The following is a 25,228-nucleotide window of genomic DNA, read 5'->3' as shown; positions in this document are numbered from 1 at the left end:
CCGTGAACTAAAGTATATTCGTTTTGGCGTCTAGGTCAATATCAAGAATCCACAAGGCTTCTTATCCCCATCAAACCTCAACCAACATCACGATGGAGACCTCATCTTCTTGGCATATCAGAAAAACAAGACTTTGGTCATAGGCTTTGACGGAGCATCGCCCAAACTCATCGAACAATGGATAGGCAGTCTTCCGAATCTCGCGAAGTTCAGGGAAAAAGGACTTCTTGGGGAAACTATACCTCCGATTCCAGCCCAAACACCTGTCGCTTGGACAACTTTCATGACTGGGCAAAACCCAGGCAACCATGGAGTCTTCAGCTTCGCGTTCAGGAAAGCCGGCACCTATGAAAGACAAGTCGTCGACCCACAAAGGCTTGAATCAAAGACCTTGTGGAACTTGCTTAGCGCGGCTGGAAAGCGTGTCGGCGTTGTCAACGTCCCGATGTGCGACATAGAAAATCTGAATGGATTCATAATCCCAGGGTTCATGTCAACAATGGAGGGAGTTCCGCATCCAGCAAGTCTGAAGTCAAAGATAGAGCAAATATTCGGGACGGACAGGTTAGTTGGGGACCTGCCGACTGATGTTCTGGATCGAGTTAGCAGCGATCCAGATCGGTTTTTCGAGGAAGTGAACAGGATCACCGATGAGATGGCTGACATATGCTTTTACCTCGTTCAAGAGGAAGAATGGGACTTTTTCATGGCGGTCTTCATGGGCATGGATCGGATTCAACATTTCTTCTGGAAGCATGTAGATTCAACTCACCCAAAATATGAGGAAAACATGTTCAGTGGACTTGTCAAAGATTTCTACCTTAAGGCTGACAGAATCATTGGCAACTTTCAATCATCAATGGACGAAAATACTTTGTTTATGGTTCTCTCGGATCACGGTTTCTGCCCCGTCTTTCAGGAAGTTATTGTCAACAACTATTTGGAAGAAGCAGGATTTCTTGTCTCAGATTCTAGCAAGGTAAACCTAGAAAAGAGCAAGGCTGTCTCCTACGGGTACGGCGACATCTGGCTCAATGTCAAGGGTCGAGAGCCCAACGGAATAATTGACCCCAACAGAGATTATGATGCCCTGAGAACCACGATCTCGGACAGTCTAAGAAAGGTTAGAATAGACGGAAAAAAACCAATCAAAGACACAAGGAAACGAGAAGAACTGTATTGGGGCAAACACCTACAAGAGGCCCCAGACCTAACCATACTGTTTAATCCTGGATGGCAGGCAGCGCGACAGCCTGAAATAACGCAGAGAAATGAGCTCAAGAGGTACGTCAATGATAGCCCACGATGGGATGGTGGTCACGATGGCGCACATGATGCAATGGATGTTCCTGGGATTCTGGGCATCCTCGGTCCAAGGTGGGACCAACGCAGCGACGTAGCTGTTCAACTGTCGAATATTGCTCCCACAATACTCACTTGGATGGGAGTTCAAGTTCCAAAGGATATGGACGGGAAGCCGATGAAGCTTCAACCATCTTGACCGAGGCGTACGCTTTTAAACAGACATCGCTGATGTATATCGGGACGACTTATGTCAAAATACGTGAACCTCTCTATCCCCAAGCCATTGTATGATAGACTTTCGAAAGCTTTGGAGGGAAGCGGTTACCGTAGCCCAACAGAATACATTGTCTTTTTGATCCGTAAGTACATGCCTGAACTGGAGTCTGAGAACCGGGACAGACGACTTGAAGCTCTTGGGTACAAGTAGGAGTTGTAAGTTATATATACGTGAAATAACATTTATATATCACTACATCCTCTTCTGTGTCAGAAAAAGTGGAGCTCATGGAGAGTTCTTCAATGAGCAATAACATCGATTCTTATCTGAACGGGCTTGAAAGAAAGAGCATAGCAATGATCAGGGAAGCTAAGGCGCAGTTCAAAAACCCAGCTGCACTCTGGAGCACAGGCAAAGACTCCTCAGCAGTGATTTGGCTCTGCAAGAAAGCCTTCTTCGGTGGAGTTCCGTTTCCAGTCATCCACATAGATACTGGATGCAAGTTTCCAGAAATCTACGAGTTCAGAGACCGAGTAGCCAAAGAATGGGACCTTAACTTAATCGTGGCCAAAAACGAAGAAGCTATGAAAGCGGGGGTCGGGCCAACGAAGGACAGATTCGAATGCTGCACGCTGCTCAAGACTCAAGCTCTTAAGAATCTCTTAGCCGAAGAAAAATTCGACGCATTGCTTTTAGCGATTCGGCGCGACGAGCACGGTATTCGAGCCAAAGAAAGATACTATTCCCCAAGGGACGAAAACTTCAAGTGGAATTACGAGGACCAACCTGCCGAAGTTTGGGACCTTTATGTGAAGCCATCGGAAGACTTTTCACATATGCGAGTTCACCCGATACTGCATTGGACAGAGCTGAACGTGTGGCAATATGTAAAACAGGAAAACCTGCCTGTGAACCCCCTCTACTTCGCTAAGGATGGAAAACGCTACCGAAGCTTGGGCTGCCAACCATGCACTGTGCCTGTACCTTCAAACGCACAGACAATTGATGAAATCGTCCAGGAGCTGGAGACATCCAAAACCCCAGAGCGAGCTGGACGCGCACAGGACAAGGAAAAGGCGTACATGATGCAGAAGCTTCGAAGTTTAGGCTACATGTAACCGGAAGACACACGCAGTCTGAACGCAAAGAAAGTGCCCAAAATGAGCCTGCCCACAGTCAACCTTGTGATAATAGGACATAAAGATCATGGAAAATCCACTTTGATCGGGAGACTCCTGTACGATGCAAATGCCATTCCAGAACAGAAACTCCAAGAAGTCGAAGCTGAGTTAAAAAAGGCTGGAGATGAAGGCTTCAGGTTCGCCTTCTTGCTCGATTCACTTGAGGAGGAGAGAAGAGGTGGACTGACAATAGATATAGTGCAGACCCCGTTCAAAACCAAAAACCACTGGTACACAATCATTGACTGCCCCGGTCACAGGGAATTCATAAAGAAAATGTTCACTGGTGCATCCCAAGCAGACGCTGCAGTGTTGGTCGCCTCGGCTAAAGAAGGAATTCAAGACCAAACCAAACAACACGCGTTCTTGATCAAGACACTCGGGATAAAACAGTTGATCGTAGCGGTCAACAAGATGGATGCTGTTGGCTATGAAGAAGGGGGTTTCAAGAAAATGCGTGAGGGCTTGTTGTCGATTCTTGGCTCTCTTGGGTACTCACGGTCGCCAGTGGTTCCGCTATCAGCACTTAACGGCGAGAACGTGTTCAGAAAGTCTGACAAGATGCCTTGGTACAAAGGATTGAGTTTGGTCGAGACCTTGGACGCGACGGTCAAGTCCGAGGAGCCGCCTATCGACAAGCCTCTCCGGGCGTGCGTCCAAGACATCTATAATATTGAAGGAAAGAAAATCGTGGTGTGCAAAATCTTGACAGGACGACTCGAGGAAGGCAAGAAAGTGTGCTTTGATCCATCGGGAGAGACCGCTGTTGTCCACAAAATAGAAATGTTTGGCAAAGAAGTGAACGCAGGAGAACCTGGAGATTCTGTCGGGCTAGTTGTAGATGAAGTTAGATCCGCCAAGAGAGGTGAGGTGATCAGTTATCCACAAGACAGAGCCAAGGTTGTCAGTGGTTTTCAAGCCGAGACTATCTTGTTTTCTGATCTTGAGGTTCGAAAAGGCAGCGTGTTTACTATCCGCTGCGGAACAGCCGAAGTCCGATGCAGAGTTGAGGAGATTTTGGAGCGAATTGATCCGGTTAGCTTGACAGTTGACGCCGAGTTTCCGGAAGTCATGACAAATGGAGACGTGGGACTAGTACTCTTTTCGCCTACTGAACCCATGTGCGTGGAGAACTTTGCTGAATTTCCGGAGCTTGGTAGATTCGTTGTTGAAGGTAAGAAGGGAACGGAAGCTGCCGGGATAGTCGTGAAGACAAATCTCAAACCATGACATGGTTTACCACAAGGTCAAAAAGCTCCAGCAGAATGTTCAACACTTGGAGTCGCAAATAGGCAGGCGGTCTAATGGCAGCGCGAATAAAATCTCTTGTTGGTTCAATTGGCTCGTCGAAAAAGATGATACTTGTAGTAATCATTACAGTAGCTGCAACACTCGTTGTGAGCACGTTTGTCTCCATGCTCCTAAGCGAGTCAGACTTGTCTATACCCAGCGTAGGCACAATAAAAGCATCGGGAGTTGAAGCCTACTGGGACAGAAACTTGACAAACAGGACAATGAACATCAATTGGGGCACGATTTCCCCGGGATCATCAGCGAACGTGACACTCTACCTGAAAAGTGTGAGCGTTAAGGACGTTAACTTGAGCCTAGCCCCGGACAACTGGAACCCAGGCAATCTCTCGGTGTTCATGAGCCTCGCATGGAGCTATAACGGAACAGCAGTTCGTCCAGGTCAAGTCATTCAAGTGACGATAGTCCTCTCAGCTTCCTATTCCAACGCGTTCATCCGCTACATAATGAGCAACGACATCAAGCAGTTTAGCTTCGACGTTCTGATCGATGCTCATGAGTGAGGTAGGTCTATTCTTGAGAACGGAAGTTCCGCGAAAAATCGTTGGGTTTGCGAAGCGCAATTTTCATTCAATAATTGCCTTGTCTCTGATTGTGCTTACAGTGTTGGTCGTTTATTGGCAGGATTTGGTGATTCTCTTCAATGAAGCGGTTGGCAGCGATGCAATGAGCCACATATTCTTCGTTCCGTTCCTTGTTTCATACCTGTTTTATCGGAAAAGGGAGGTTATCAAAGCTCACTTCGTCCTAAACGAGGTGAGTTCAGAAAAGCCTGTGTCAGTAAACTTCCTTGTCGGAATAATGCTCTGCTTAACTGCGTTTCTCGTTTACTGGTATGGCTCTTACACCTTTTATCCGCTTGAATTCCACGTTGCCTCTCTTGTCCTATTCGTGGCAGGCGTTGTCCTAGCCCTAACTAGTTTCAAGTTGCTTCTGGCTCTGATCTTTCCTGTTCTATTTCTTGCCTTCTTGGTCTTTCCTCCCTCGGTTGTAGCGTATGAGGCTGGCGCAATCGTGGCATACGTAAACACGCAGGGTTCCTACGCGCTGCTTAAAGCAGCTGGCTTACCCGTGTCACTCTCCTACAATTACGGCGCACCGATAATATCGCTGAGCACGGCTTCCGCTGACATAGAATTCGCCGTTTACCAAGCATCTTCTGGAATCTATTCGTTAATCGCGTTCACCATGTTCGCCACTTTCATAGTTTACATTATGCATGGACCACTCGTCAAGAAAATCGGCGTGTTCCTATTGGGCATGCTTCTCTTGCCAGTTCTGAACATCATACGAATCTCGGTAATTGTCTCAGTTGCACTCTGGCTCGGCGAAGAAATAGCTATGAACGTTTTTCATACGTTTGCTGGCTGGATTCTGATTTTTGTTGGAACGTTGTTACTATTGCTAATCGGGGAGAAACTGCTTCACCTGAGGTTGACTAGGGACAGGAAAGAGGCTCTTTGCCCAGAGTGCATCGAAAGCTCCAGAACACAAGCTCCGTTCTGCCTAAACTGCGGAAAGCTTCTGCACACCGCTCGTTCAAGAATTTCAAAGGTTCTCTGGGCGAAAGTAATGGGTCTGTTAATCGGTGCTTTGCTGGTTACTGTAAGTCTTCAAGCGCCTGCCTTCGCCTTTGCTCCCGGGTTTACCGTTTCGAGTTCAGACCCGCAGTCTAACACAAGCATGTTTCCCGAGGTTCCTGAGCATCAGCTACGGTTTCTGTATAGGGATGAAACCTATGAAAGGGTTGCCCATCAAGACGTGTCCCTCGTATACGTCTATTCACCTGAAAACTACTCCACCCTACCAATCTATGTGATTGTAGGTGTTGCCAGCTCAATATCTAACTTGCACAACTGGGAAGTCAGCCTTATCGCGTGGCAGACTTCAAGAGGACAACAACCCCTGGTATCGCTTATAGACTCCGCAGACTTTCAACTCACCGAGAATCCACGAATAGTAGCTCGCTTCTTGGTATTCGAACACCCGTCCAACTGGACCTACGTCGCTGTCTACTGGTACCAGCGGGCCTCATTTAACACAGGATTAACGGTTGAACCCAGATACGTCAGAATAAATCTCTTGGTGTTGACAAGGAACCAAGAAGACTGGCTTGAGATCAAGGATCGGCTGCAAACTGTTGGCGAGTCCATAGCGGTCTACTGGGAACCGCTTCGAGTTCAGTCGCTATTTTCTCTGGCAATTCCATTGCAACAGCTTCTATTAGCATCGACGGCATCTGCTGCCGTGATAGCCCAAGTGTCTCAATACGCGCTGAATCAGAAAAGAAAGAAAACCAACACACAAATCTTCATCAAACTCGCATCGTCGGATGATAAATTGCTGCTTCAGGCTGTGAGAGAAACCAATCAGAAAACAAGAGAAGCGACCAGTCAGGCTGTTGCTTCGACCCTTACGGAGACCGCAAACAAATCGATGAAGTTGAACAGGTTGGATGCAGCATTACGTACCTTGGAGAAATCTGGAATAATCAAAGCAGACCTTGTAAACATGTTGGATCAACCTAAACTTGTGTGGACATCCTAACAATCTTATATTTTACAACGTGTAACTGATAGACTGACTAAAATGGTTTCATTGCTGCGCAAGAGAAAACCTAAGAACCGGCAAGAAGACGAAACGAAACCCGAAGCGGTCACGGTTCAGTATCTTTTGGAAACCGTGAAAACCCTACAGAAAGAGAACGAACTTCTGAAAAGAGATCTGTCCAAATCACGACGGACACCGACTGCCACAATAGCGTCCCTGTTCCTTATCCTAGGAGCGTTGGCTCTCGCGGGATCTTATATAAGCACCTCCACAGTCCTTGCATTCATTGGACTAGGCCTCGCGTTCTGGGGAGCCTTGTTCCTTTTCGCAAGACCAATCAAATTTGTCAGAAGCACACTCCTCGACAGTACAGCGATCTCGTCCTACACCACGATCGACAGAATTATAGATGACTTGGGCTACAAAGGAAGACCAGTGTACATTCCACCGTACCCAAAAGAAGCCTATCTTCCCGACTATCTGAAAAGCCTCAAGGAAATGATCGTCTTCATTCCTGCAGAAGAAGTTGCCGGCACACCGACAATAGAGGTAATGGCCAAGAAGCAATTCCTTCTACGAAACCCACGAGGAATATGCATTGCACCCCCTGGCTACGGGTTAACCGACCTCTTCGAGAAGGAACTAAAAACCGAATTCACTAAGATTGACTTGGACCAGCTCTTCAACAGCTTGCCAACGATCATTGTGAACAATTTGGAGCTGGCCAAAGAAGTTGAACTAAGCTCAGAAGACAATCTTGTTCATGTCAAAATAATTGGTTCGGTGTACAGGGAACTTTACCTGCCTCAACAAGGCCTAAGAAGCATACACAAAATCGGTTGTCCCTTAACAAGTGCCATAGCTTGTGCACTTGCTAAGACAACAGCTAAGTTGGTTACATTAGCAAAAGATTCAGTTTCCACAGATCTGCAAACCATTGAAGCTTGGTATCAGACCTTGGAGGCCTGACACACGTCTTTTCCGCTTTCTATTTGGGATATAAGCCTGTGGATAGCAATCACTGCAACCATTCTCTTGGTAACATCAGAGCTTCTAGCCCCCTACTCGAGTTATTTCGGAGATTTTGTCATAGAGAAGACACGTCTGCGCCTTGTGGCGTTGATCCTTGGAGTCGCTTTCACAGTAACTGTTCTCTTGAGAATAGTTGTGCCGCCTTGAAGCGGCGTCGTCTTGTGAAGTAGAGGCATGTAGTGGTAGATTTTTCTAGAAAATACTTGTGCGATTTCTAGTTGCCCATACCATAGGTGCTTAAACGTGGCGACGGTGTTGATGAAGTTTAGAACTAACGGGAAATGTGTATGGCAGCTTTAACGGTGTCAGTGATTATTCCAGCCTATAATGAAGAGAGGAGTATCGATGACGTATTGTTTAGGGCCGAGAAGGCACTTGATGCGTTGAGTCTGCCATATGAGGTCATAGTTGTCGACGACGGTTCAACTGACAGGACAAGGTTTCTAGCTGAAAACCACAAAGTGACCGTAATAAGCAATGGAGTCAATTATGGCAAAGGATACGCTCTTAGAAGAGGACTCAAAGACGCCACCGGTGAAGTTGTCATTATGATGGATGCTGACGGTTCACATAGACCTGAAGAGATCAAACGCCTAATTGAACCGCTGACAAATGGAGCTGACGCCGTCATTGGATCAAGGTTTGCCAGCAAAGAAGGAAGACGTTCAACCAAAAAGCTCCACGTTCTCGGCAACATGATGTTCAACCTATTGCTTCGAGTCTTCACTGGGAGAAGAATAACTGACAGCCAAACAGGATTCCGAGCTTTCAAGAAAAGGGTATTAGAGGAAATCCAGATAACAAGCGATGGTTACGCTGTGGAAATCGAACTAACCGTGAAAACACTTAGAAACGGATTTAGAGTTCATGAGGAACCGATTACATTTGACAGAAGAAATCACGGTAACTCGCACGTTAACCCTTTGCGAGACGGCATCCGAATTCTCAAGACAATGGTTCAGGCAACAGTCAAGGCACGAATGCAGAGATAGAACATTGAGGAAGATTTTCCATAGTCAACTATCATACCCGTTTAAATATCACAGCAAGTTCTATCATGATTTAATGGGTCGGTGAAATCCACGAAGAGATACCTATTATTGATCGCAGCAATTTCACTGGGGTTGCTCAGCATGGCAAGCTTGGCATATGCGCCTTGGGCAAGTCTAGGAACTGGCTATGCGATCACCTCAAATTATCATGGGATAGACGTTTTCCCGAGCACGCCAGTAACTGTAACTGCAGGCACACTTGATTCCAATGTCGTGCGGGTGATCTTCCGATGGCACATGCCCAATGAAACTGTTGCTAGAGAAGTACCCGTGCCTGTTTTCACCAACGGGACAACTGGACAGTGGAATGATGGAACCACCGCTCTAATTCGCTATGCTATGGACACCTTTACACCAGATGTGATTGGCGATTGGGGGGTCCAAGCATTCTTTCAAGGCCCAACAGGAAGAGATAGAGCAGGACTTGAGGATACCATAAAGATCCGAGCCACATCTTTCAACGCTATACCTGAAGTTCCGTTCGGCACGTTGACGATCCTGTTTGCCATGTTCGGAGCCCTGGGGTTCTTCGCGTTAAGAAAGAAAGGCACTTTCTCGAACGGAAGGCCAACCTAGACATCGTTTCTGAAATCCTTTTTTCTCAGCCCGAGAAATCTCCGTGGTGACGAGTCAACTTACTTTCAAAAATGCTTGTACGCTGAAAAAATTGTGTGTGGGTGATGTTTGCTATTCGTTTGCTGTAATTGTTATGTCAAAGCTGAAGTTCGTTATGCCTGTGATGTTAGATGATACTGTGAGCGTGAATCTGGCTTGAATGACCTCGTTTGCGTTCAGCGTCTGCCCACCGTAGTTCCAAATCAGCGTCATATAGTTCGATGCGTTCGAAGGATTCCAGTTTGATGTTGTCATTGCTAACGTTATGGGACTGTTGCCTGTATTCTTGATGTAGATTGTGGTGCTCTTGTTTGAGCCAGGGTCAAGCGTACCCCAGTTTATTGAAGAAACAGGATTAGTGCACGCCTGATCCCAGTAAACATCAACGCCGATAGCTTTCACAGATCCTGCATTAGATACCGTTCTGTTGGCAAGTGCCGATGAAACCATAGGTCCAATCATCGCGAGAACGAGAGTGTACAAAACGAGTCCTATGGCGGCGCCCGCGACAATTTTTTCTTTTCTTTCCACGGGTTACACCCAGATTTATCACATGTCTGAAGACTTAATAAACGTTCTCGTATTCATGCTGTACACAGATACAATACAAAACAATGAGATATCGCAACAGAACAGCATCCTAGCCGACTTAACTGTGAGACAGCGGGTAACGGATGCTACTTAGCGATAACTAGCCGATTCCGGCAATGACTATGTCAAAGCTGAAACCCGATATTCCGCTGATATTCGGTGAGGTTGACAGTGTGAGTATTGTCTGGCAGACGCCCGCAACTTCAATCACTCTTTCATCATAATTCCAGCCTAGAGTCAAATAGTTTGCGGCAGCCGAAGGGCTCCAATTAGATGTGTTTAAGGCTAAGGTTACTGGAGAGTTACCTTCGTTTCGAACGTAGAAAGTCGTGGCGCTGTTTGAACCTGGCTCGATCAATCCCCAATCGACGGATGAAACAGGGTTCGTTAGTGCGGAATCCCAGTAGATGCCCACCCCAATTGCCTTAACAGAGCCGAAGCTTGATATGGTCCTGCTTGTCCAGAAAAGCGATGTAACCTGAGTTAACATAAGTAGGATCAAGATGAAGGCCGCGACTGCTCCGATCAAGGGCATGACCCTTATCTCGGAGAAGGATGCTCTATTAGTCCCTCTTTTCAGAAGTGCATGAAAAAGCCTTCGTATTGATTGCACTTTCACTAACTAACATTCTCCTTTAGGATGATTTTCGGTCTGCTGTTGTTGAGAGGATTTATCGAATAAGGTTTTTTGAGAAGATGATTTCTGCATCTAGTGAACTCTTGCTGGAAAGCTGCGAATCGAAGTTGACAAAGTCTGCGAAGAGTGTTAAACAAGAGGTAGACGAGTTAGATTCTTAGGTCTATCACCGTTGTGCCGACGAACTTGTCGAAATATCTGACGTATCGTTCGTCCTTGACTTTAAGGCCAATGAGCAAGTCGAAAGGCAATAGAAATGCCTTGCCAAAATTTCTTACGGCGGCGTAGTCGTATGATAAGCCCTTTCCGTCTGTTCTGACAACCATCAGTCCAATAATACGTTTACCTATGCTTTGCCCTTTGAAACCCTCGAATAGGGTAGAGTAGAGCCACAAGAGGGCAAGGGTGAGAAGAATGATGTTAGGGTCGAAGCCTAGGATATTTCCTGCGGCAAGCAGGGACAACGTGTTCGGCAATGTTACGAGAACTGCGATTGCAAGCATCATGAACAGGTCGATAAGAAAAGCAAGGGTTCTCTTCTTGAAAGAGGCAATTGGAAGTGTGGGTGTTTTTCTCTGAGCTTCAACCTCTTCTGCCCATAATTTCAAATCCATGATCAACCGTATCGCGTTTTCGCCTACTTTGCTCAGCTTGTATTTTCCAGCTGTTGTCTGTTCTAGAAAAGGCGCAAGTGTTCGTATGTGAAAACTTAGCTTTCCTGTGTCGACGTTAAGAGCGTTCATCAGGTCGGTAAAGGAAGCCTCTCCCTTATCACTGAGGATCTGAAGGATCTCTCGTCTCAGGGAATGAGACAAAACGGATAGTATTCGGGACACGCTTTCCTGATTTACCGCCATCCCTCGGGCTCCAGTTCATTGTGCAATACACCCTTGAGTCAAATAAAGCTAGCGTGGAAACTAAATCGAGCGGCGAAAAACTCAGTTCATGGTCTTTACCGGTTTGGAAACACGCAGCGCATTGTTTTTGGGCAACCTGCACATTCATCTGGTAGGATAGAGCCGTCGGGAAGATTTCTCAAATAGCCAAAATGGTGAGCGCATTTCTGGAAGCTTGTTGCCGGACGGGTCGAAGGGGTCTCTCCTGAAATCGTCTTGACGGCTGCCCCCTGGTTCTCGAATGGTTTTTTTTGATTCAATCTGATGCTTTCCGACTTTGCTGACTTATTCTGCATTTGCGAGAGAAAAAGCGCCAGGACAACAGCAATAGCTATCAACAGCACGAAATCCACAACGGACAACTCGAAGGATAGCATCTTTCACACTAGAGTCTTCTTGGTTCCAACTCGGATTTAGATTTGATGAATCTCATTTAAAGAGCCTGCCTGTAGATTTCAACAATGAATCACAGGTATTATCGTCTGTCGTTTGCCCGGTTGTTGCATCGCTGGTTTTCTGCTGAATGAGCCCTACAGCAACTTGCGATTATTAGCGGTAGCTAGGCAGCTTTTCAGGTTATGTCTGAATGGGTCAGAGATGCAGGGGTGTTAGATTCCGTATGCAAGCATGCCTGCCAGAGAGAACACTGCTACCAATAATAGCATTGTGACGACCAGCGCTCTTTCTCTCATTGGTTGCATTCTTAAGATGATGCTTCTCAGGCTCCAAAGGCTTGGGGCTGGAAGAGTCCCGTCTGGATTCATCTGCGCATCTCTTGGCGGCGGCACTTTCTTGAGTTTTCCAATGAAGAACAGAAATGCGTTGACGAAGTAAGGTATGAACATTACAAGGGCTGCTCGCTCTAGATCTGCAAGTATCGCCACACAGGCAACCACTGCACCCATGCCGAAGGTGCCTACATCTCCTGGAAAAACACGGGACGGGTACTTGTTGAAGTACAGGAAGGCGATTAGAGCTCCAATGAACGGCAACAGGATGATGTAACCAATTGGTTTTTCGAGGCGAAATGTGAGAAACAACAGAGCAAGAGACATTATGAGGGTTGACCCTGCCTCTTGTCCGTTCAATCCTGCAAACATGTTGATTCCGTTGGCTGACGCTGTAACAGCGAAAAGAAGTACAACCGCAAAAAGAACCAGTCCTATGGCGCCTAGAGCTGCAAAATCTAGAACACCGAAAGGGGTAAGGACTGTTGTTCTGCCAAGGCGCATAACTGCAAGCGGAACGCCCCCAAGCAACGGGGTGAGGACTTTTGTGCGCCACCTTATCTCAAAAATGTCGTCTGCGAATCCGATAAACGACGTCAACATTACGGTCGCAGCCGTTCCAATGATCTCCAGATTTAGCAACTCACTGTTGAATGGTATGAAGAAAAACAATCCGAGCAAATAAGCCAAAATAAGTATCACTCCGCCGCATTCAGCAATAGCAGGTGAACCTGGCTTGTGAATGTCCTTTCCAGTGATATCCACTTGTCTGGCTCTTTTGATATAATATGGGAGCGCTACCAAGCATGTTACCAGTGAAATAATGAAGCTCTCCACGAGAATTATCGTTGTTGTCAGGTCGACCATCAGTTCCCATCCGAGGTTTGAAGGCTTATCATCTGTTTATGAGTGGTTTAAGCGTTTTCTATCGACCTGCTTCTCGCGGTTAAGGCCGTTTCGGACTTGAAGTATACCACTCGACCAGTTTCCTCAAGCCTTTGTCAATAGTGAACATTGGTTTGTATCTCAAGGTTTTCTTGGCTTTCTCGATGCTGGCGTAGCTGTGCTTGATTTCACCAGGTTTTAGCTTTCCGTATGATGGCCTGCGATGCGTCTTGGTCATGGTTCTCATGAGCGTCTGTACCAAGGTGTTTATGCTTGTTGCTGTGCCTGTAGCGATGTTGAAGACTCCGCCGGAGGCTTCTTTTTTTGCCAGTGCTAACATGTTTGCCCTAGCGACGTCTTCAACGTAGACGAAGTCTCTGGTTTGCTCGCCGTCGCCGTAAATCGTCAATGGATGGTTGTGTAGAAGCCGGTTCATGAATATGGTTATGGCGCCAGTGTACTCGCTGTATAGCTGTCTGGGTCCATAAACGTTGAAGTATCGGAGGCAAATGGTTTCTAATCCGTAGACTTTGTGGAAAACTCGGGCATAGTTTTCGGCGGCAAGTTCCGAGACAGCATACGGAGAGATGGGTTGCGGAGACATATCCTCGGTCACTGGCAACGTCTTTGTTTCTCCATAGATCGAAGCAGACGAAGCCTGAACAAAGCGTTTCACACAGCAGTCTACACTGGCTTTCAGTAGGTTTAATGCGCCATTGACGTTGACGGCATTTATTAACAGTGGATTCTCGACCGATAGGCGAACACTTACCACAGCGGCGTCGTTGAATACGGCGTCAGCATTCTTAATTGCTTCTCTTACGTGTCCAGCTTTGCGAATGTCTCCTTTGACAAAATGTAAGTTCTTGTTATGCCTGTGCTGTTTCAGGTTTTCCATGCGGCCTGTTGACAAGTTGTCTAGGACAGTGACGTCAATGTTCGCCTTCAGCAATTCGTCGACTATGTGGCTGCCGATGAACCCTGCGCCGCCTGCTACTAGAACTCTTTGATATTTCTGAAGCACATTGCATCACTTTTTGGCTTTGATATGAGAGCGTGGTGGTAAAAATGCTTATTCCCTAAGGGTGCGCTGTGTCAACGACTAGTTTAGAATAGATATTGTTATGTCAGAGTTGTCTTCTCAGAGAAAGCTTTACTCTTTGGCGGGAGAAATAGTCCACAGACTAAGTTGACTGCGCCTCATGGTTGAAGCGAGAACGGCTAGGAAGATTGTGTTCTGTATCTTGTCTTTTCTGAGAAAAGATCCATAACCCTTGATCTTCTTCGAAATCGAGCATGGTGTCTTGCATGAGCAGGAATGACATATTCGTCACCTTTTCTGCAGACTTGTGTCTTGCCATCGATGGTTAATTCCATTTCCCCGTCTATCATGAGTCCCCATTGAGCATAATCATGCCAGTGCTCTGGTACTATGGCAGAAGGTTCCATTTCAAAAAAGACTATTTGATGTTTTTCGCCTTGCGCTACCCATGCCTTTATGCCTTTAACCTGAATGTCGGCTTCTGGAAAATCTGTTATAACCTTGGGATAACCACGTAATCGCTTGCTCTTTGAGTAGTTCATATGCTCTGCCTCGAGACATGAGCAGGGAAAAAGCTGTATTAATGCTTATGTCTTCGTCATGGAGCAACAAGGTTTTCGATTCTGAGGTCGCCTGAGAGGCTACGGTTTTGCTGTTAGATTAAGAATACCTGCTATCTCTAGTATCATGTTCGCTACTTCCGTCCAAAGGCTTCGCGATGAACAATGTCACTTAAGGATCTTCTGGGTCTTGCTCGAGGGTTTTCATCAGCGTGACCAACTGGGATGATGGCAATAGGTCTCAGGCCGTCAGGCGCGTTCAAGACTTGCTTGGCTTTTTCTTCTTTGAAGGCTCCTACCCAGCATGTAGCTAATTCCATGGCGTGCGCTGCTAGCAGAATGTTTTGTGTAGCCGCCGCTGTGTCTTGCAGACAGTAGAGGTTGATGCCTCTTGAACCATAGCCTTGGCCCGATCTCGCTGGATTGGCGCACACCACTATGACGACTGGAGCTTCTTCAATGAACTTCTGGTTCAACGCAGCCTCGCATAAGCCACGTTTGACCTCCGGGTCTCGAGCTACAATGAATTCCCAAGGTTGAATGTTGCCTGCTGAAGGCGCCCACCGTGCCGCGTCAATCAGCTTTTCGACTTCTTCCTCTGATACTGGTTGATCAGTGAAGGCTCTTACGCTTCTGCGACTCTTTATGGCCTCAATAACATCCAATGGCTGTGTCTCCCAGAATCCTAGACAATTCTGACGGCTGTTTCTATGGTTATTCCGCGTTCAGTTATGTTGAAGGGAATTAGTCGTGGTTCGTATACTGCCCTGCGCATTTTCTTGATTCTTATACGCCGGTCGATTCCGCCTGCGGTTTCATTTGCTGTGAACTCCATTACTCCGTCAGCCAAATGTTGCATGGTTGTTTCAGTCTCAGTGTCATGCATCTTCTGAGTTAGCAGTAAGAAGTGGATTCCGCCGTTTTTCCGAGCGTTTTCGAGCAGAAGCTCCACCGCTTGCACGACTGGATAGTATTTCTGGGTGAGAATGAGGTAAGAGAGTGAGTCGAGTATTACCCAGCGACCTTCGGCGACAGCTTTCGGAATATTCTCGGTCATGACTTGTATGGCATCCGCCACAGAGGCGTGATGATGGACCCAGTTGCCCTTTTCTTCCAAAGGTGCAATATTCCAGCCAAAAGTCGACAAGTCTTCTTTCAGTGTTTCAGCTGACCGAGAGGTTGAGAAGTAGGCTACCTTTTCATTGTGAAGAGCACGCTGGTACATTATTTGTTGAGCTAGAATGTCATATCCCGAGCCGGGTTCGCCAGTCATAACAATTACGCTTTTGTCAGGTAAGCCGCCGCCCAACATTTCGTCTAATCCTTCAATCCACAATCGAAGAAGCTTCACACCTTAAACCTCGGCGTAGTACGCTGTTAATATTGGCTGTCAGGCAGATATTTTACGTTTGTTGCACAAAGGTCCACTTTTTCAGAAAACTGCGGCTGCTGTCCCATGTTAGTAGTTAAAATCGCATTCGAAGATTTTGGGCCCGGGTTTCCATACGTGCCCAGACAAGTCCATGAATAGCTCGATGAACCCAAGGTTCTTGAACCCCTGTTCATACAGGAATTGTATCGTCTTGCGGTTTCGAGCCACCGGCTTTACGTTGAGGTTTCTTGTGCCTCGCCCTCGCGCTTCATTGATGACGTAGCGTATTAATTGCGTTCCTATTCCTCTGCCTCTGTAAGCCTTGGAAACTATGAGAGGCTCTATCTCTGCTTCCCTTTCCTCGACGATCAGACCGATGAGTCCGACTACGCTTGAAACATCAACTGCGACCCAAAGATTGTCTGATCCCACCTTGCTAAGATGTTTGTCAAAACAGTCTTCTGGATGCTCTCCTCCGATTTTCGTGTCCTCATAGATCTCGCGGTGCCACTCGGTTAGTTCCCTCCACAAGTTGCGGCATTGCTCGTGGTCGTCAAGCTGATATTTGCGGACAATGATTGATGCGGCCATTTATTTCACCACGATTCAAGCTCTGAGTAAGCCACAATGGGTCAATCGCTGCATAAAAAGAAGGTTATCTAACAGAACGTGTAATCCGCAAATATCTAGCAAGAGGGTTGTGACATGTCAGAGGCACAGGCGGGGTTGGCGCATCTGAGGTTCTGAAGCGTATGTTCAAAGGCAAAGGCGTTGAACGTGTTGAGTTTCGAGCACAAACGTCTTAAGGTACTTGTATCACCCTTCATATTTGGATGATGAATACGAGAGTCAACAGAGCATTATGCTGTGATGAACTCTCGACGGGCGAACTGACAAACCTAACATAAGTATTAACATCTAGCCTGCAAAAAGCTTATTATACGAAGAGTTTTTAGACACAAATGCGTCACAGTGAGGTAGGTGAAAAAGGGAACATGCCGTGCTCGGTCGTGGTTTGCGGGTTCTTCGGAGACACAGGCAAGGGCAAAGTCATTTCTTACTTGGCGTTAAAGGACAAGCTGGACATCACTGCCCGTGGAGGAGTTGGACCAAATGCTGGACACACGGTTGTTTTTGAGGGCAGGAAATACGGGCTTAGGATGTTGCCCAGCGCCTTCATGCAGAAGAAATGCCGCCTACTGATAGGACCCGGCGTTCTGATCAACCCGGAAATTTTGCTGCAAGAAGTTGAACAGACCAAGTCTAAGGGGAGAGTGGGCGTCGATCCCCAGTGTGCCATTATTGAAGCAAGGCATATTGAAGCAGACAAAGCTGGTCATCTTGCTCGAAACATAAAGACTACCGGCACAGGAACTGGACCTTGCAATGCTGAACGCGCGCTTAGAAAAGTCAAACTGGCAAGAGACGTGCCAGAGCTTCAGAAGCACTTGGCTGATGTTCCGCTGGAAGTTAACAGAGCCATTGATGAAGGAAAACACGTCTTAATCGAAGGTACTCAGGGCACTTATTTGTCGCTTTATCACGGTACATATCCATACGTCACTTCCAAGGATGTAACTGCTTCAGCTGCGTGCTCAGATGTAGGCGTCGGACCCAGCAAGATTGACGACGTTATAGTTGTGTTCAAAGCTTTCACGACACGAGTCGGAGCGGGACCGCTTCAAAACGAGATTTCATTGAAGGAAGCAGAACAACGCGGATGGGTAGAGTATGGAACAGTGACAGGCAGACCCCGTCGTGCCGCGCCTTTCAACATTGACCTAGCTAAGCGTGCGGTGATGCTAAACGGTGCAACTCAAGCGGCTATAACTAAGATTGATGTGTTATTTCCGGAATGCAGAGGAGGAAAATCATACAGTCGATTGACCAAAGATGCGAAGATGTTCATTGAAAAGATTGAAAGCGAGATCAAGATTCCAGTGGTTTTGGTGGGCACTGGACAAGACGCTTTGGAAATGGTGGATCTCAGACGTAGCTAGAAAGTTCTTTTAGACACCTCCGTTCAACTATATTGCTTTCGCATATCAGCAAACGCTTAGCAATGGGAAAAATGGCTTGGCAAACTCCAACATAGTGAAATATCTTGATCGGCTTTCGTCTCAACCCGTTTTGCGACATCTGATTTACTCTTGTTCATTAGTCTTCTTTTTCGGGATAATTCTCATTCCGCCTATTTTGGGCATTTTTCTCAAGTGGAACACCATAGGCGAAATGTTTCAAGATCCAACTTTGATGGCGAGAGCGTCGTCAGCGATTTACGCGTCATTCGCCATCGCCTTTCTGGTTGCCTTTCTCGACCTGATCGCAGGGCTACCTCTCGCATGGTTTGTTGCTAGAGGCAAATCACGATGGCTTAGCATAATCGACACGCTGGCAGACTTGCCGTTTATTATACCAACGGTAACGCTCGGCTACTCCCTTCTTTTGTTCTGGAACCAGTCGGAGGGGGTCTCTCGGTTTTTTGTCGGTGGTGCTCTTGTTCCAGAAGGTTGGCTATTAATCGCGCTGCTGCACTTTGCATTTTCCTATCCAGCGGCGGTCAGAGTCATCGTTGGCGCAATCTTAGACTACAAAGTAGTGTATGAGGAAGCCGCAAGGACATTGGGCGCTCCCCCTGTCACTGCTGACAGAACCGTGACACTGCCCATCTTAAGGTCAAGTCTTATTGCAGCTTTTACTCTGGCTTTTTCAAGGTCGCTTAGTGAAACTGGGGCAACCGTTATTGTGGCGGGAGTTTTCGAAACAGGCGTCGTCTTCATCAACAACACTAGGGCTCAAGGCCAAGAAGGTCCAATGGTGTTTGTAAGTTTCGTGTTGATACTAGCTGCGAGTCTGGTGTATCTCGCCATTAGATTGCTCGGGCCAAGGTTCAAGATGCCCGTGAAACGAGTCTGGCCGTATGCTGAGAGAAAGTTAAGTGGTTTCAAAGTCAGAGTTTTCAGGGATTCCTTAACAAGCCTCGTATTCTTTGTCTTCGTGCTGATTCCCTCCCTCTTCATTGTCTTGCCGATTATCGGCGCTGTTATGGGCGGCACGCTGAATCAAGCGATAGCGGGCGTGGGCGTTTGGCAAGGCTACTGGCAGAGTCTTCTCTTGTCCTATTTGGTGGCAACCATAGTTACATTGCTCAACGTCCTGTTCAGCTTGCCCATGGCAGTGTTGATTGCTCGAAAAAGATGGGGCGCTGGAACTTCCACGGCTTTGGATGTGCTCTCAAATGTTCCGTTGATTGTTCCATCCATTGCGTTAGGAGCGTCGATGGCCATTTTCTGGAAAAACTTCGCGTTCATTCCCGAGGTAGCTTTGATAATATTTGCCCATCTATCCATCACCTATCCATATTTCGTTAGAGCAATGGTTGGAACCATAGAGAGGGTAACTATGGACCTTGAGGAAGCCTCTCGCACTCTCGGAGCCAGACCCTTCGCAGTCTTCAGAACCATCATCTTGCCCTTGAGCAAATACTCTCTGTTCGCTGGAACCATAATGATGTTCGCAAGAAGCGTTGACGAGACAGGCGCAACCTTGGCCGTCGTAACCCAATTGAAGACTGTGCCGGTTTTGCTCGTAGGCTGGGTTAAGAAAACAACAGTCCCACTTGCCACGCCTTTAGACATTGCCTTAGGTGCCGGGGTGCTCGTCTTATTCTCTTTCATTATCCTCTTGGTTTTGAGGCTGGTTGTGAGAGGGCGGTATTGACATGATTAATATAGCAGTACTTCGCATCACCAATAGTTCGCCCTCTTAGACGGAGGCCTGCACACACTGCCCGAAATCAGAGTCGAAAAGGTTTCCAAACGGTTCGGCAAGAAAATCTTGGCAGTGGACAACGTCAGCCTCCAAATTTATGATAAAGAGTATTTTTCGTTGCTGGGTCCAAGCGGGTGCGGCAAAACCACTCTGTTACGCATGATAGCAGGCTTGGTTGATCCCAGCGAAGGCGAAATTTACATCGACAACAAGTTAGTCAATAAGTTGCCGCCTGAAGACCGAGGCATAGGCTTCGTGTTTCAGACCTACGCGCTATTTCCACATATGGATGTCTGGGACAACGTAACTTATGGACCAAGGGTGAAGGCTTGGGAGGAAAACAAAAGCGAAAGCATCGGGCGCGAAATGCTGGAAATGGTGCGTCTCCATGAACGGAAAGACGCTTTGCCCCATGAGCTCAGCGGCGGAATGATGCAGCGTGTTGCGTTGTCAAGGGCGCTGGCGGCGGGAGCCAAACTGCTCCTCTTAGATGAGCCATTGGGCGCTTTGGACGCCAAGATTCGGTTTGAACTTCGATATGAAGTGAGGAAACTTGTCAAGGACTTGGGCTTAACAGCCATTCATGTAACGCATGATCAAGGTGAAGCCATGGCGATTTCAGATAGAATCGCCGTGATGAAGAAGGGTGGAATTCTGCAGGTTGGAACCCCTCAGGAGTTATACATGAATCCCCGGCACATTTTTGTAGCCAATTTCATTGGAGAGAACAACTTTCTCGAAGGCCATGTCACAAAGACCACCGATAATGTTATCCAGATTGAACTACGTGGCGGGCTTACCGCGTCAGGTTCAGATACATCTATCAAGGAAGGCGAACGTGTGGTTTTGGCGGTTCGCCCAGAAACCTTTACAATCGAAAAGGGACAGAAGAAAAGGACCAATTCGTTGATTGGAGTTGTTGAAAGGGTGAGGTACGAGGGTACGAACGTGCGTTACGAGGTTAGGCTGGAAAACGAAGACCTTGTTGTGGTTGTGCGGCCATCTCTCATGGAGGAATGGTTTAGCGCAGGTGACAAGGTCACGCTTAGCTTTTCAAGCGGGAAAAGTTATGTGTTCCCATATCCAAGTCGAGGATTAAGGGAGGAATTAGCTGTTGAGTGAGCTTATGAAATGGTTTGAAAAAAGACGCGAATCAAAAGCTATGTCGACGATGCAACGCCACTTGGCGCTTACCATGTCTACAGTTGAAGACTTGGAAAGAGCGGTCAAGGCGTCGGTTAGCCTGAATGACAAAGAGGCTAAAGCTGCAATTGAGAGAGTAACAAGTTCGGAGCGGGAAGCTGATAGACTAAGGAGAACTGTTATGACTGAGCTGGCAGGTGGAGAGTTGCCGCCTACTGACCGAGAAGACCTGATGCACTTGATGAAACGAGTGGACATGGTAGCTGATTGGTGCAGGGAGTCAACGCGCGTGCTTTCAGCTATTTCAATGAAAGACGTGCCCGAAAGTCTTCGTGAAGCAGCCGTGAAAATGGCGGAAGGCGTCAAGGAATGTGCCGCTGCACTGCGAAAAGCAATTGGTCGTATGGCGGATAAACCTGAGGAAGCGTTACGGGCGGCTGATGAAGTTGAGAGGCTTGAGGAGAAGGTGGACGACCTCTTTGAACAGTCTAGGCAGATATTGGGTAGGGAGGAGAAACTCACGGTAGGCGTAGGCATTTTGATGAATGAGCTTTATGAGGCTATTGAGATGGCTGCTGACTGGTGTGAAGACGCTTGCGACCAACTGAGAGTGATAATAATCCGTCGATAATGATGCGCAAAGAGGTGAAACAATTGTCTAACATGGTAATTGATATTTCTGAATTGCGCGCTGCCGAGAGCGAGCTGATAAAGGAGCTTGAGGATTTCCTCAAGGAACGAGTCAAAGCTAAAATCAGTGTGGCTGATCGAGAAATCACTTTGGAGCCTGCTGAGAAAGGGGAAATGCCCTCAAAAGACTACCTTCGAGTGCTTCTGAAGAAGTATTTGCACAGGGCTGAGCTGAAAGAGGACTTTCGAGTGATCGCTGGCAAAGAAAGCACATTCATGATCAAAGAACGTAAGATGGCTGGCGAAGCCGAGTAGCTCGGTCAAGTTCGAGGACTTATTTTCCTGGTGTCACGTGGCTTATGCCTGCTTCCTTCTCCACTCGTATCACGTGTTCGGCTTTTTCGGCGAAGACCTCGCTGTGCGTGACTGCGATTATCTGCTCGATTGCTTTGAGCCTCGATACTGCTTCTGCTAGGCGGTCGATGGAGCCGTCTTCGGGTCCTAGGCTTTCCGTGGGTTCGTCGAGAAGCATCATGTAAAGCCCGTGACCGGTCCGTGACTGCATTATGAGTTGGCCCATGCCCAATCGATAGGCGAAGGCTAAGAGGGTGCGCTCTCCGCCTGAAAGATTCGCAACTTCGCGTTCAAAGCCTTCTTCACCTTTCACGACAGGTGAATACGTGTCGTCGACTTTCACGATAAGTGCTGGGCCTACTCCGCCAACAAGTTCGTCTAAGGATTGCTGAATCATGCGTTGAAGATAGGTTACAAACTCGCTTCGCATTTTGGGTTGGATGCTTCGGTAGGCGTCGCGGACTCCAACGGTTGTTTCCAACAGCTTTTCAATGCGCTGTTTCCGCTCAAGCTTCTCCTGCGCATTGTCTAATCGTTGCTTGAATTCTTCCATTCTGCCTGCTAAGTCGTTTTTTCGGTTCTTCGTCGTTTCGAGCTTGTTTTTGACGTCTGAGAACTCGACGAAGGCTTGGTCTCTCATCATGCGAGCCGTGTCTAACAGAGTGAGGTCAAACTTCGTGATTTCCGCCTGCACTGTACTCAGTTTCTCATGCAGCGACTTTTCAAGTAGCTGTTTTTCCTCGAACTCTTTTGAAAGCCTGTCAAGCTGTTGCTGTTCATCGGAAATGCGGTTTTGGAGATCCTCAATCTTGGGCACAGTCATTTGCATGTTTCGTTCAACAGTGCTGATTAGGTCTCGCATTTCGTCGAGTTTTTCAAGGCTTTTCTGAAGCTCAGCAAGTTTTTGTTCTCCTTCAGCGTTGCCCTTGTTCAGTCGGTCCAGCAGATTCGTCTTGTACTCCGAAGACAGGTCTTGTGAGCATAGTGGGCATTTGCTTTCAGCGGTTAGGGTGGAGATTTTTTTCCATGCTTCCTGTATCTCTTTGCGTGAGGCTTCTTTCTCTCCTCCAAGGATGCGCAGTTGCTCTTCTAAGGTTTGAAGGTGTTTTCTCAGTTCGTCAGGCGTTTGGTCTGGGTTTAAGCCTGCTTGCTTGAGTCTTTCGCGGTGTGTTTTTAGCTCTGTTTCGAATGACTGTAGTTTTTCGTTGACGCCGTCTATGTTGCTTGTTTTCTGTTTGATTTCGTCTGCTAGTCGTGTGATGTTGTCTGCGGCGTTTTCAATGCTGGTTTTCAACTGTGCTTCGTTTCGCCGTAGTTCTTCGGTTTGCTTGCGTAGCTCTTCCAAGCCTTGAAGCCTTTCTGTTGCTTCCTTCAATGTTTTCTCTGCTTCAGCGTGTTTTTTCTTCAGTCCATCAATTTGGGCTTCGATGTTGACGAATTCTTGCACAGCTTTGTCGTATTCTGTGTGGAGTTTGTCCATTATGACGATGTCGGGGTCGCGTTCGTAGGCTTTCTTTTCACCTTCGTATTCTCTCTGAATGCCCTGCAGGTTCGTCCAGCCCACTTCATAATCAGATAATCCGAACAATTCGTCTAGTCGTTTTTGACGTTCACGTGGAGTCATGTCCAATAATTGCTTCAGCTGCTCTTGACGAACCCAGACGATTTCGCGGAACAGGTCTTTGTCCAAGCCTGTTATGGCTTTCAGCTGTTCTGCCACGGCTTCACTTTTGACGCTGGCTACGGTGGTGCCGTCTTGCGTGAGCTTTAGTTGTTCCCAGTCTTGGCTTATGCCTTTGCCGCGTTTTCTCATGCCCCGCGTGATTGCGTATGTTTTGCCTTCATGAACGAATTTGAGCGATACTTTGCCTGAGTCTTCGCCTTCTCGTAAGAGATAATCATAGCTTCTGCCGATCGGGTCGCCGAACAAGGCGAAGTCGATGGCGTAAAGCACGCTGGATTTGCCCCAGCCTACTCCGCCGACTAGGCAGTTGAATCCTCGCAGAAATTCGATTTTGGTCTTTGTATGTGACCTGATGTTCTCTAGTTCGATTGATTCAACTCGCATTCATGTATGCCTCCATTTCTTGTTTCGCTTTTTCTTCATCCTTTCGAACCAAGGGTTCCAGAATGTTCACGGCTAGGCGGGCGATTTTTTCAGCCTGCTCGCGGCTGTAGCGTTCGCTGAAAATTTGCACGAAGTATTCGAAGGATTTCGTTTTGAGGTCTTTTAAGCCGCCTTCGAATATGGTGCGGATGAGTTCTTCGGGGATTTCGGTTTCTCTTAGGCGCAGTATGGGATATACGAATAGGGCTTTTTTGGCTGATTCGCGGATTTGAGTCAAGTCTACCTCGGCTCTGCTGGCTTCGGCGGGCAAGACGCCTTTCACCACCAACACGATAACCGCGCCTTCTTGGTCGTTGTCTTTGATTTGCTGGATAGCTGCTTGCGTGATCTTTGCGGGTAGCATGCCGGTGTAGTCTGGTTCCAGAACGATGAAGCGTCTGGGCGTTTCCAGTTTGACTCGGTTTATTGTGGGTTCGCCGTGGGCGTCAACTTCAACGTGGTAGAAGCCTTTGTCGATATGGGCGTCGTCGTAGTTGACGGTTTCTGTGCTGCCGCTGTAAGCCAAGGTGCCGTCTTTGAACTTGCTTGTTGATGGTTTGTGTACGTGTCCGCCTGCGAAGTAGTTGAATCCGTCTGGCATGAGTTCTGGTGAGCCTTCGGCTTCCATTTGGTAAGGCTTGTCTATGTAGGGTAGGTCCATGGCCATGTGGAACATGAAGATGTTGAAACGTGACTGATCAGGCGTGGGTTTGTTCTGGTTTAGGAATATGGGTAGTTGTTCGTCGGTTTTGCGTCTGGTTCGGTAGTTGGGGACGCCGTATATGTAGCTGCTTTCGTTGTGCCAGCTTGCGCCTTCATGCCTTGGTAGGTATTGTAAAAGTCCGGCGCTGTCTAATGGGTTTAGGATGGTGCCAGTGACTGTGTTGGGTGCTGAGTCGTGTCCGCCGTCTACGGCGAGTACGGGTATGCCTGCTTCTTTGAGGCGTCGGAAGTTGGATATGCCTGTTTCAAGCGTTACGTTTGATGGTCTGGGCTGGTGGAATAGGTCGCCTGCGACGAGCATGAAGTTTGGCTTGAGCTCGATGGTTTTGTCTACGACTTCTTTGAAGGCGTTGTCGAAGTCTTGGCGACGCGTGTCCAAGTTGTATTGTGCGTATCCCAGGTGTATGTCGGCAACGTGGACGAAGCTGAAGGGTTTCAAGCCGGGCGTCTCCTCTCTTTTTGCTGTATTCTAGTTGAGGCGTTTCCTTTTAAATATAAGAGCATTGTGAAACTACTGCAGCTCTTT

Annotated in this window: 25 protein-coding genes; 14 read left to right on the top strand and 11 right to left on the bottom strand. The window is 47.5% G+C overall.

The features are described 5' to 3' along the window. The first annotated feature begins 109 nt into the window (after positions 1–109). The 9 genes from VJ249_08445 (at position 110) to VJ249_08405 (ending at position 9,224) form a co-directional block, all read left to right on the top strand. The gene (locus VJ249_08445; GenBank protein HKZ94591.1) at positions 110–1,501 is read left to right on the top strand and encodes an alkaline phosphatase family protein; all 1,392 of its coding nucleotides are present in this window, start codon (positions 110–112) and stop codon (positions 1,499–1,501) included. Between the two features lie 51 nt (positions 1,502–1,552). Next, positions 1,553–1,732, top strand: a complete 180-nt coding sequence (locus tag VJ249_08440) for a hypothetical protein (GenBank protein ID HKZ94590.1) — start codon at positions 1,553–1,555, stop codon at positions 1,730–1,732. Positions 1,733–1,824: 92 nt separating this feature from the next. Next, the gene (gene cysD / locus VJ249_08435) at positions 1,825–2,640 is read left to right on the top strand and encodes a sulfate adenylyltransferase subunit CysD (protein HKZ94589.1); all 816 of its coding nucleotides are present in this window, start codon (positions 1,825–1,827) and stop codon (positions 2,638–2,640) included. A 42-nt stretch (positions 2,641–2,682) separates the two neighbouring features. Further along, positions 2,683–3,933 (top strand): GTP-binding protein, encoded by a 1,251-nt coding sequence (locus VJ249_08430; protein ID HKZ94588.1) that lies wholly within the window; start codon positions 2,683–2,685, stop codon positions 3,931–3,933. Between the two features lie 74 nt (positions 3,934–4,007). Next, positions 4,008–4,517 carry a hypothetical protein gene (locus VJ249_08425; protein ID HKZ94587.1) on the top strand — a complete coding sequence of 170 codons (510 nt, stop codon included), beginning with the start codon at positions 4,008–4,010 and terminating at the stop codon, positions 4,515–4,517. Positions 4,518–4,530: 13 nt separating this feature from the next. After that, a complete protein-coding gene (locus VJ249_08420; GenBank protein ID HKZ94586.1) occupies positions 4,531–6,561 on the top strand; it encodes an exosortase/archaeosortase family protein in 2,031 nt (676 codons plus the stop codon). Positions 6,562–6,603: 42 nt separating this feature from the next. After that, positions 6,604–7,533, top strand: a complete 930-nt coding sequence (locus VJ249_08415; GenBank protein HKZ94585.1) for a hypothetical protein — start codon at positions 6,604–6,606, stop codon at positions 7,531–7,533. A 350-nt stretch (positions 7,534–7,883) separates the two neighbouring features. Then, positions 7,884–8,588 (top strand): glycosyltransferase family 2 protein, encoded by a 705-nt coding sequence (locus tag VJ249_08410; GenBank protein HKZ94584.1) that lies wholly within the window; start codon positions 7,884–7,886, stop codon positions 8,586–8,588. Between the two features lie 141 nt (positions 8,589–8,729). Continuing rightward, positions 8,730–9,224: a hypothetical protein gene (locus VJ249_08405; GenBank protein ID HKZ94583.1), complete on the top strand. Its 495-nt coding sequence runs from the start codon at positions 8,730–8,732 to the stop codon at positions 9,222–9,224. A 111-nt stretch (positions 9,225–9,335) separates the two neighbouring features. On the opposite strand, the gene VJ249_08400 is transcribed toward VJ249_08405, so the two are convergent. The 9 genes from VJ249_08400 to VJ249_08360 form a co-directional block, all read right to left on the bottom strand. Next, positions 9,336–9,794 (bottom strand): hypothetical protein, encoded by a 459-nt coding sequence (locus VJ249_08400; GenBank protein HKZ94582.1) that lies wholly within the window; start codon positions 9,792–9,794, stop codon positions 9,336–9,338. A 160-nt stretch (positions 9,795–9,954) separates the two neighbouring features. Continuing rightward, positions 9,955–10,473, bottom strand: a complete 519-nt coding sequence (locus VJ249_08395; protein ID HKZ94581.1) for a hypothetical protein — start codon at positions 10,471–10,473, stop codon at positions 9,955–9,957. 167 nt (positions 10,474–10,640) lie between these two features. Continuing rightward, positions 10,641–11,348: an RDD family protein gene (locus tag VJ249_08390; GenBank protein ID HKZ94580.1), complete on the bottom strand. Its 708-nt coding sequence runs from the start codon at positions 11,346–11,348 to the stop codon at positions 10,641–10,643. Positions 11,349–11,995: 647 nt separating this feature from the next. Further along, positions 11,996–12,982: a hypothetical protein gene (locus tag VJ249_08385; GenBank protein ID HKZ94579.1), complete on the bottom strand. Its 987-nt coding sequence runs from the start codon at positions 12,980–12,982 to the stop codon at positions 11,996–11,998. Between the two features lie 79 nt (positions 12,983–13,061). Then, complete coding sequence (locus VJ249_08380) at positions 13,062–14,024, bottom strand: SDR family NAD(P)-dependent oxidoreductase (GenBank protein HKZ94578.1); 963 nt, start codon at positions 14,022–14,024, stop codon at positions 13,062–13,064. 197 nt (positions 14,025–14,221) lie between these two features. Continuing rightward, entirely contained in the window at positions 14,222–14,584 is a 363-nt protein-coding gene (locus VJ249_08375) for a cupin domain-containing protein (GenBank protein ID HKZ94577.1), read from the bottom strand. 152 nt (positions 14,585–14,736) lie between these two features. Further along, complete coding sequence (locus VJ249_08370) at positions 14,737–15,267, bottom strand: nitroreductase family protein (protein ID HKZ94576.1); 531 nt, start codon at positions 15,265–15,267, stop codon at positions 14,737–14,739. Positions 15,268–15,287: 20 nt separating this feature from the next. Then, on the bottom strand, positions 15,288–15,953 hold the full coding sequence (locus VJ249_08365) for an RAD55 family ATPase (GenBank protein HKZ94575.1): 666 nt from the start codon (positions 15,951–15,953) through the stop codon (positions 15,288–15,290). Between the two features lie 108 nt (positions 15,954–16,061). Beyond that, complete coding sequence (locus VJ249_08360; GenBank protein HKZ94574.1) at positions 16,062–16,565, bottom strand: GNAT family N-acetyltransferase; 504 nt, start codon at positions 16,563–16,565, stop codon at positions 16,062–16,064. A 404-nt stretch (positions 16,566–16,969) separates the two neighbouring features. On the opposite strand from VJ249_08360, the gene VJ249_08355 reads away from it, so the two are divergent. The 5 genes from VJ249_08355 to VJ249_08335 all read left to right on the top strand — a co-directional run bounded on the left by VJ249_08355 (position 16,970) and on the right by VJ249_08335 (position 21,833). Beyond that, positions 16,970–17,974, top strand: coding sequence for an adenylosuccinate synthetase (locus VJ249_08355; protein HKZ94573.1), 1,005 nt, complete (start codon positions 16,970–16,972; stop codon positions 17,972–17,974). A gap of 76 nt (positions 17,975–18,050) precedes the next feature. Beyond that, positions 18,051–19,694 (top strand): ABC transporter permease subunit, encoded by a 1,644-nt coding sequence (locus VJ249_08350; GenBank protein HKZ94572.1) that lies wholly within the window; start codon positions 18,051–18,053, stop codon positions 19,692–19,694. Between the two features lie 123 nt (positions 19,695–19,817). Next, complete coding sequence (locus tag VJ249_08345) at positions 19,818–20,867, top strand: ABC transporter ATP-binding protein (GenBank protein ID HKZ94571.1); 1,050 nt, start codon at positions 19,818–19,820, stop codon at positions 20,865–20,867. Next, entirely contained in the window at positions 20,860–21,519 is a 660-nt protein-coding gene (locus tag VJ249_08340; protein HKZ94570.1) for a DUF47 family protein, read from the top strand. Before VJ249_08345 ends, VJ249_08340 begins: the two co-directional genes overlap by 8 nt. A 23-nt stretch (positions 21,520–21,542) precedes the next feature. Next, complete coding sequence (locus tag VJ249_08335) at positions 21,543–21,833, top strand: 60S ribosomal protein L22 (protein ID HKZ94569.1); 291 nt, start codon at positions 21,543–21,545, stop codon at positions 21,831–21,833. Positions 21,834–21,852: 19 nt separating this feature from the next. Here VJ249_08335 and VJ249_08330 read toward each other — a convergent pair whose 3' ends face one another. Both VJ249_08330 and VJ249_08325 read right to left on the bottom strand, forming a co-directional pair. After that, positions 21,853–23,940 (bottom strand): SMC family ATPase, encoded by a 2,088-nt coding sequence (locus VJ249_08330; GenBank protein HKZ94568.1) that lies wholly within the window; start codon positions 23,938–23,940, stop codon positions 21,853–21,855. After that, positions 23,930–25,141, bottom strand: coding sequence for a metallophosphoesterase (locus VJ249_08325; GenBank protein HKZ94567.1), 1,212 nt, complete (start codon positions 25,139–25,141; stop codon positions 23,930–23,932). Before VJ249_08325 ends, VJ249_08330 begins: the two co-directional genes overlap by 11 nt. Positions 25,142–25,228: the final 87 nt, after the last annotated feature.

Source organism: Candidatus Bathyarchaeia archaeon (assembly GCA_035283685.1).
Lineage (GTDB): Archaea > Thermoproteota > Bathyarchaeia > Bathyarchaeales > Bathyarchaeaceae > DATETJ01.
This window is presented reverse-complemented; position numbering and strand designations above follow the sequence as displayed.

Excerpts from the sequence above, each read along its gene's own strand:
- VJ249_08385 (HKZ94579.1), bottom strand. The coding sequence starts at position 12,982 with ATGGTCGACCTGACAACAACGATAATTCTCGTGGAGAGCTTCATTATT.
- cysD (HKZ94589.1), top strand. The coding sequence starts at position 1,825 with ATGAGCAATAACATCGATTCTTATCTGAACGGGCTTGAAAGAAAGAGC.
- VJ249_08425 (HKZ94587.1), top strand. The coding sequence starts at position 4,008 with ATGGCAGCGCGAATAAAATCTCTTGTTGGTTCAATTGGCTCGTCGAAA.
- VJ249_08415 (HKZ94585.1), top strand. The coding sequence starts at position 6,604 with ATGGTTTCATTGCTGCGCAAGAGAAAACCTAAGAACCGGCAAGAAGAC.
- VJ249_08440 (HKZ94590.1), top strand. The coding sequence starts at position 1,553 with ATGTCAAAATACGTGAACCTCTCTATCCCCAAGCCATTGTATGATAGA.
- VJ249_08355 (HKZ94573.1), top strand. The coding sequence starts at position 16,970 with ATGCCGTGCTCGGTCGTGGTTTGCGGGTTCTTCGGAGACACAGGCAAG.
- VJ249_08405 (HKZ94583.1), top strand. The coding sequence starts at position 8,730 with ATGGCAAGCTTGGCATATGCGCCTTGGGCAAGTCTAGGAACTGGCTAT.
- VJ249_08410 (HKZ94584.1), top strand. The coding sequence starts at position 7,884 with ATGGCAGCTTTAACGGTGTCAGTGATTATTCCAGCCTATAATGAAGAG.
- VJ249_08330 (HKZ94568.1), bottom strand. The coding sequence starts at position 23,940 with ATGCGAGTTGAATCAATCGAACTAGAGAACATCAGGTCACATACAAAG.
- VJ249_08390 (HKZ94580.1), bottom strand. The coding sequence starts at position 11,348 with ATGGCGGTAAATCAGGAAAGCGTGTCCCGAATACTATCCGTTTTGTCT.
- VJ249_08430 (HKZ94588.1), top strand. The coding sequence starts at position 2,683 with ATGAGCCTGCCCACAGTCAACCTTGTGATAATAGGACATAAAGATCAT.
- VJ249_08360 (HKZ94574.1), bottom strand. The coding sequence starts at position 16,565 with ATGGCCGCATCAATCATTGTCCGCAAATATCAGCTTGACGACCACGAG.
- VJ249_08375 (HKZ94577.1), bottom strand. The coding sequence starts at position 14,584 with ATGAACTACTCAAAGAGCAAGCGATTACGTGGTTATCCCAAGGTTATA.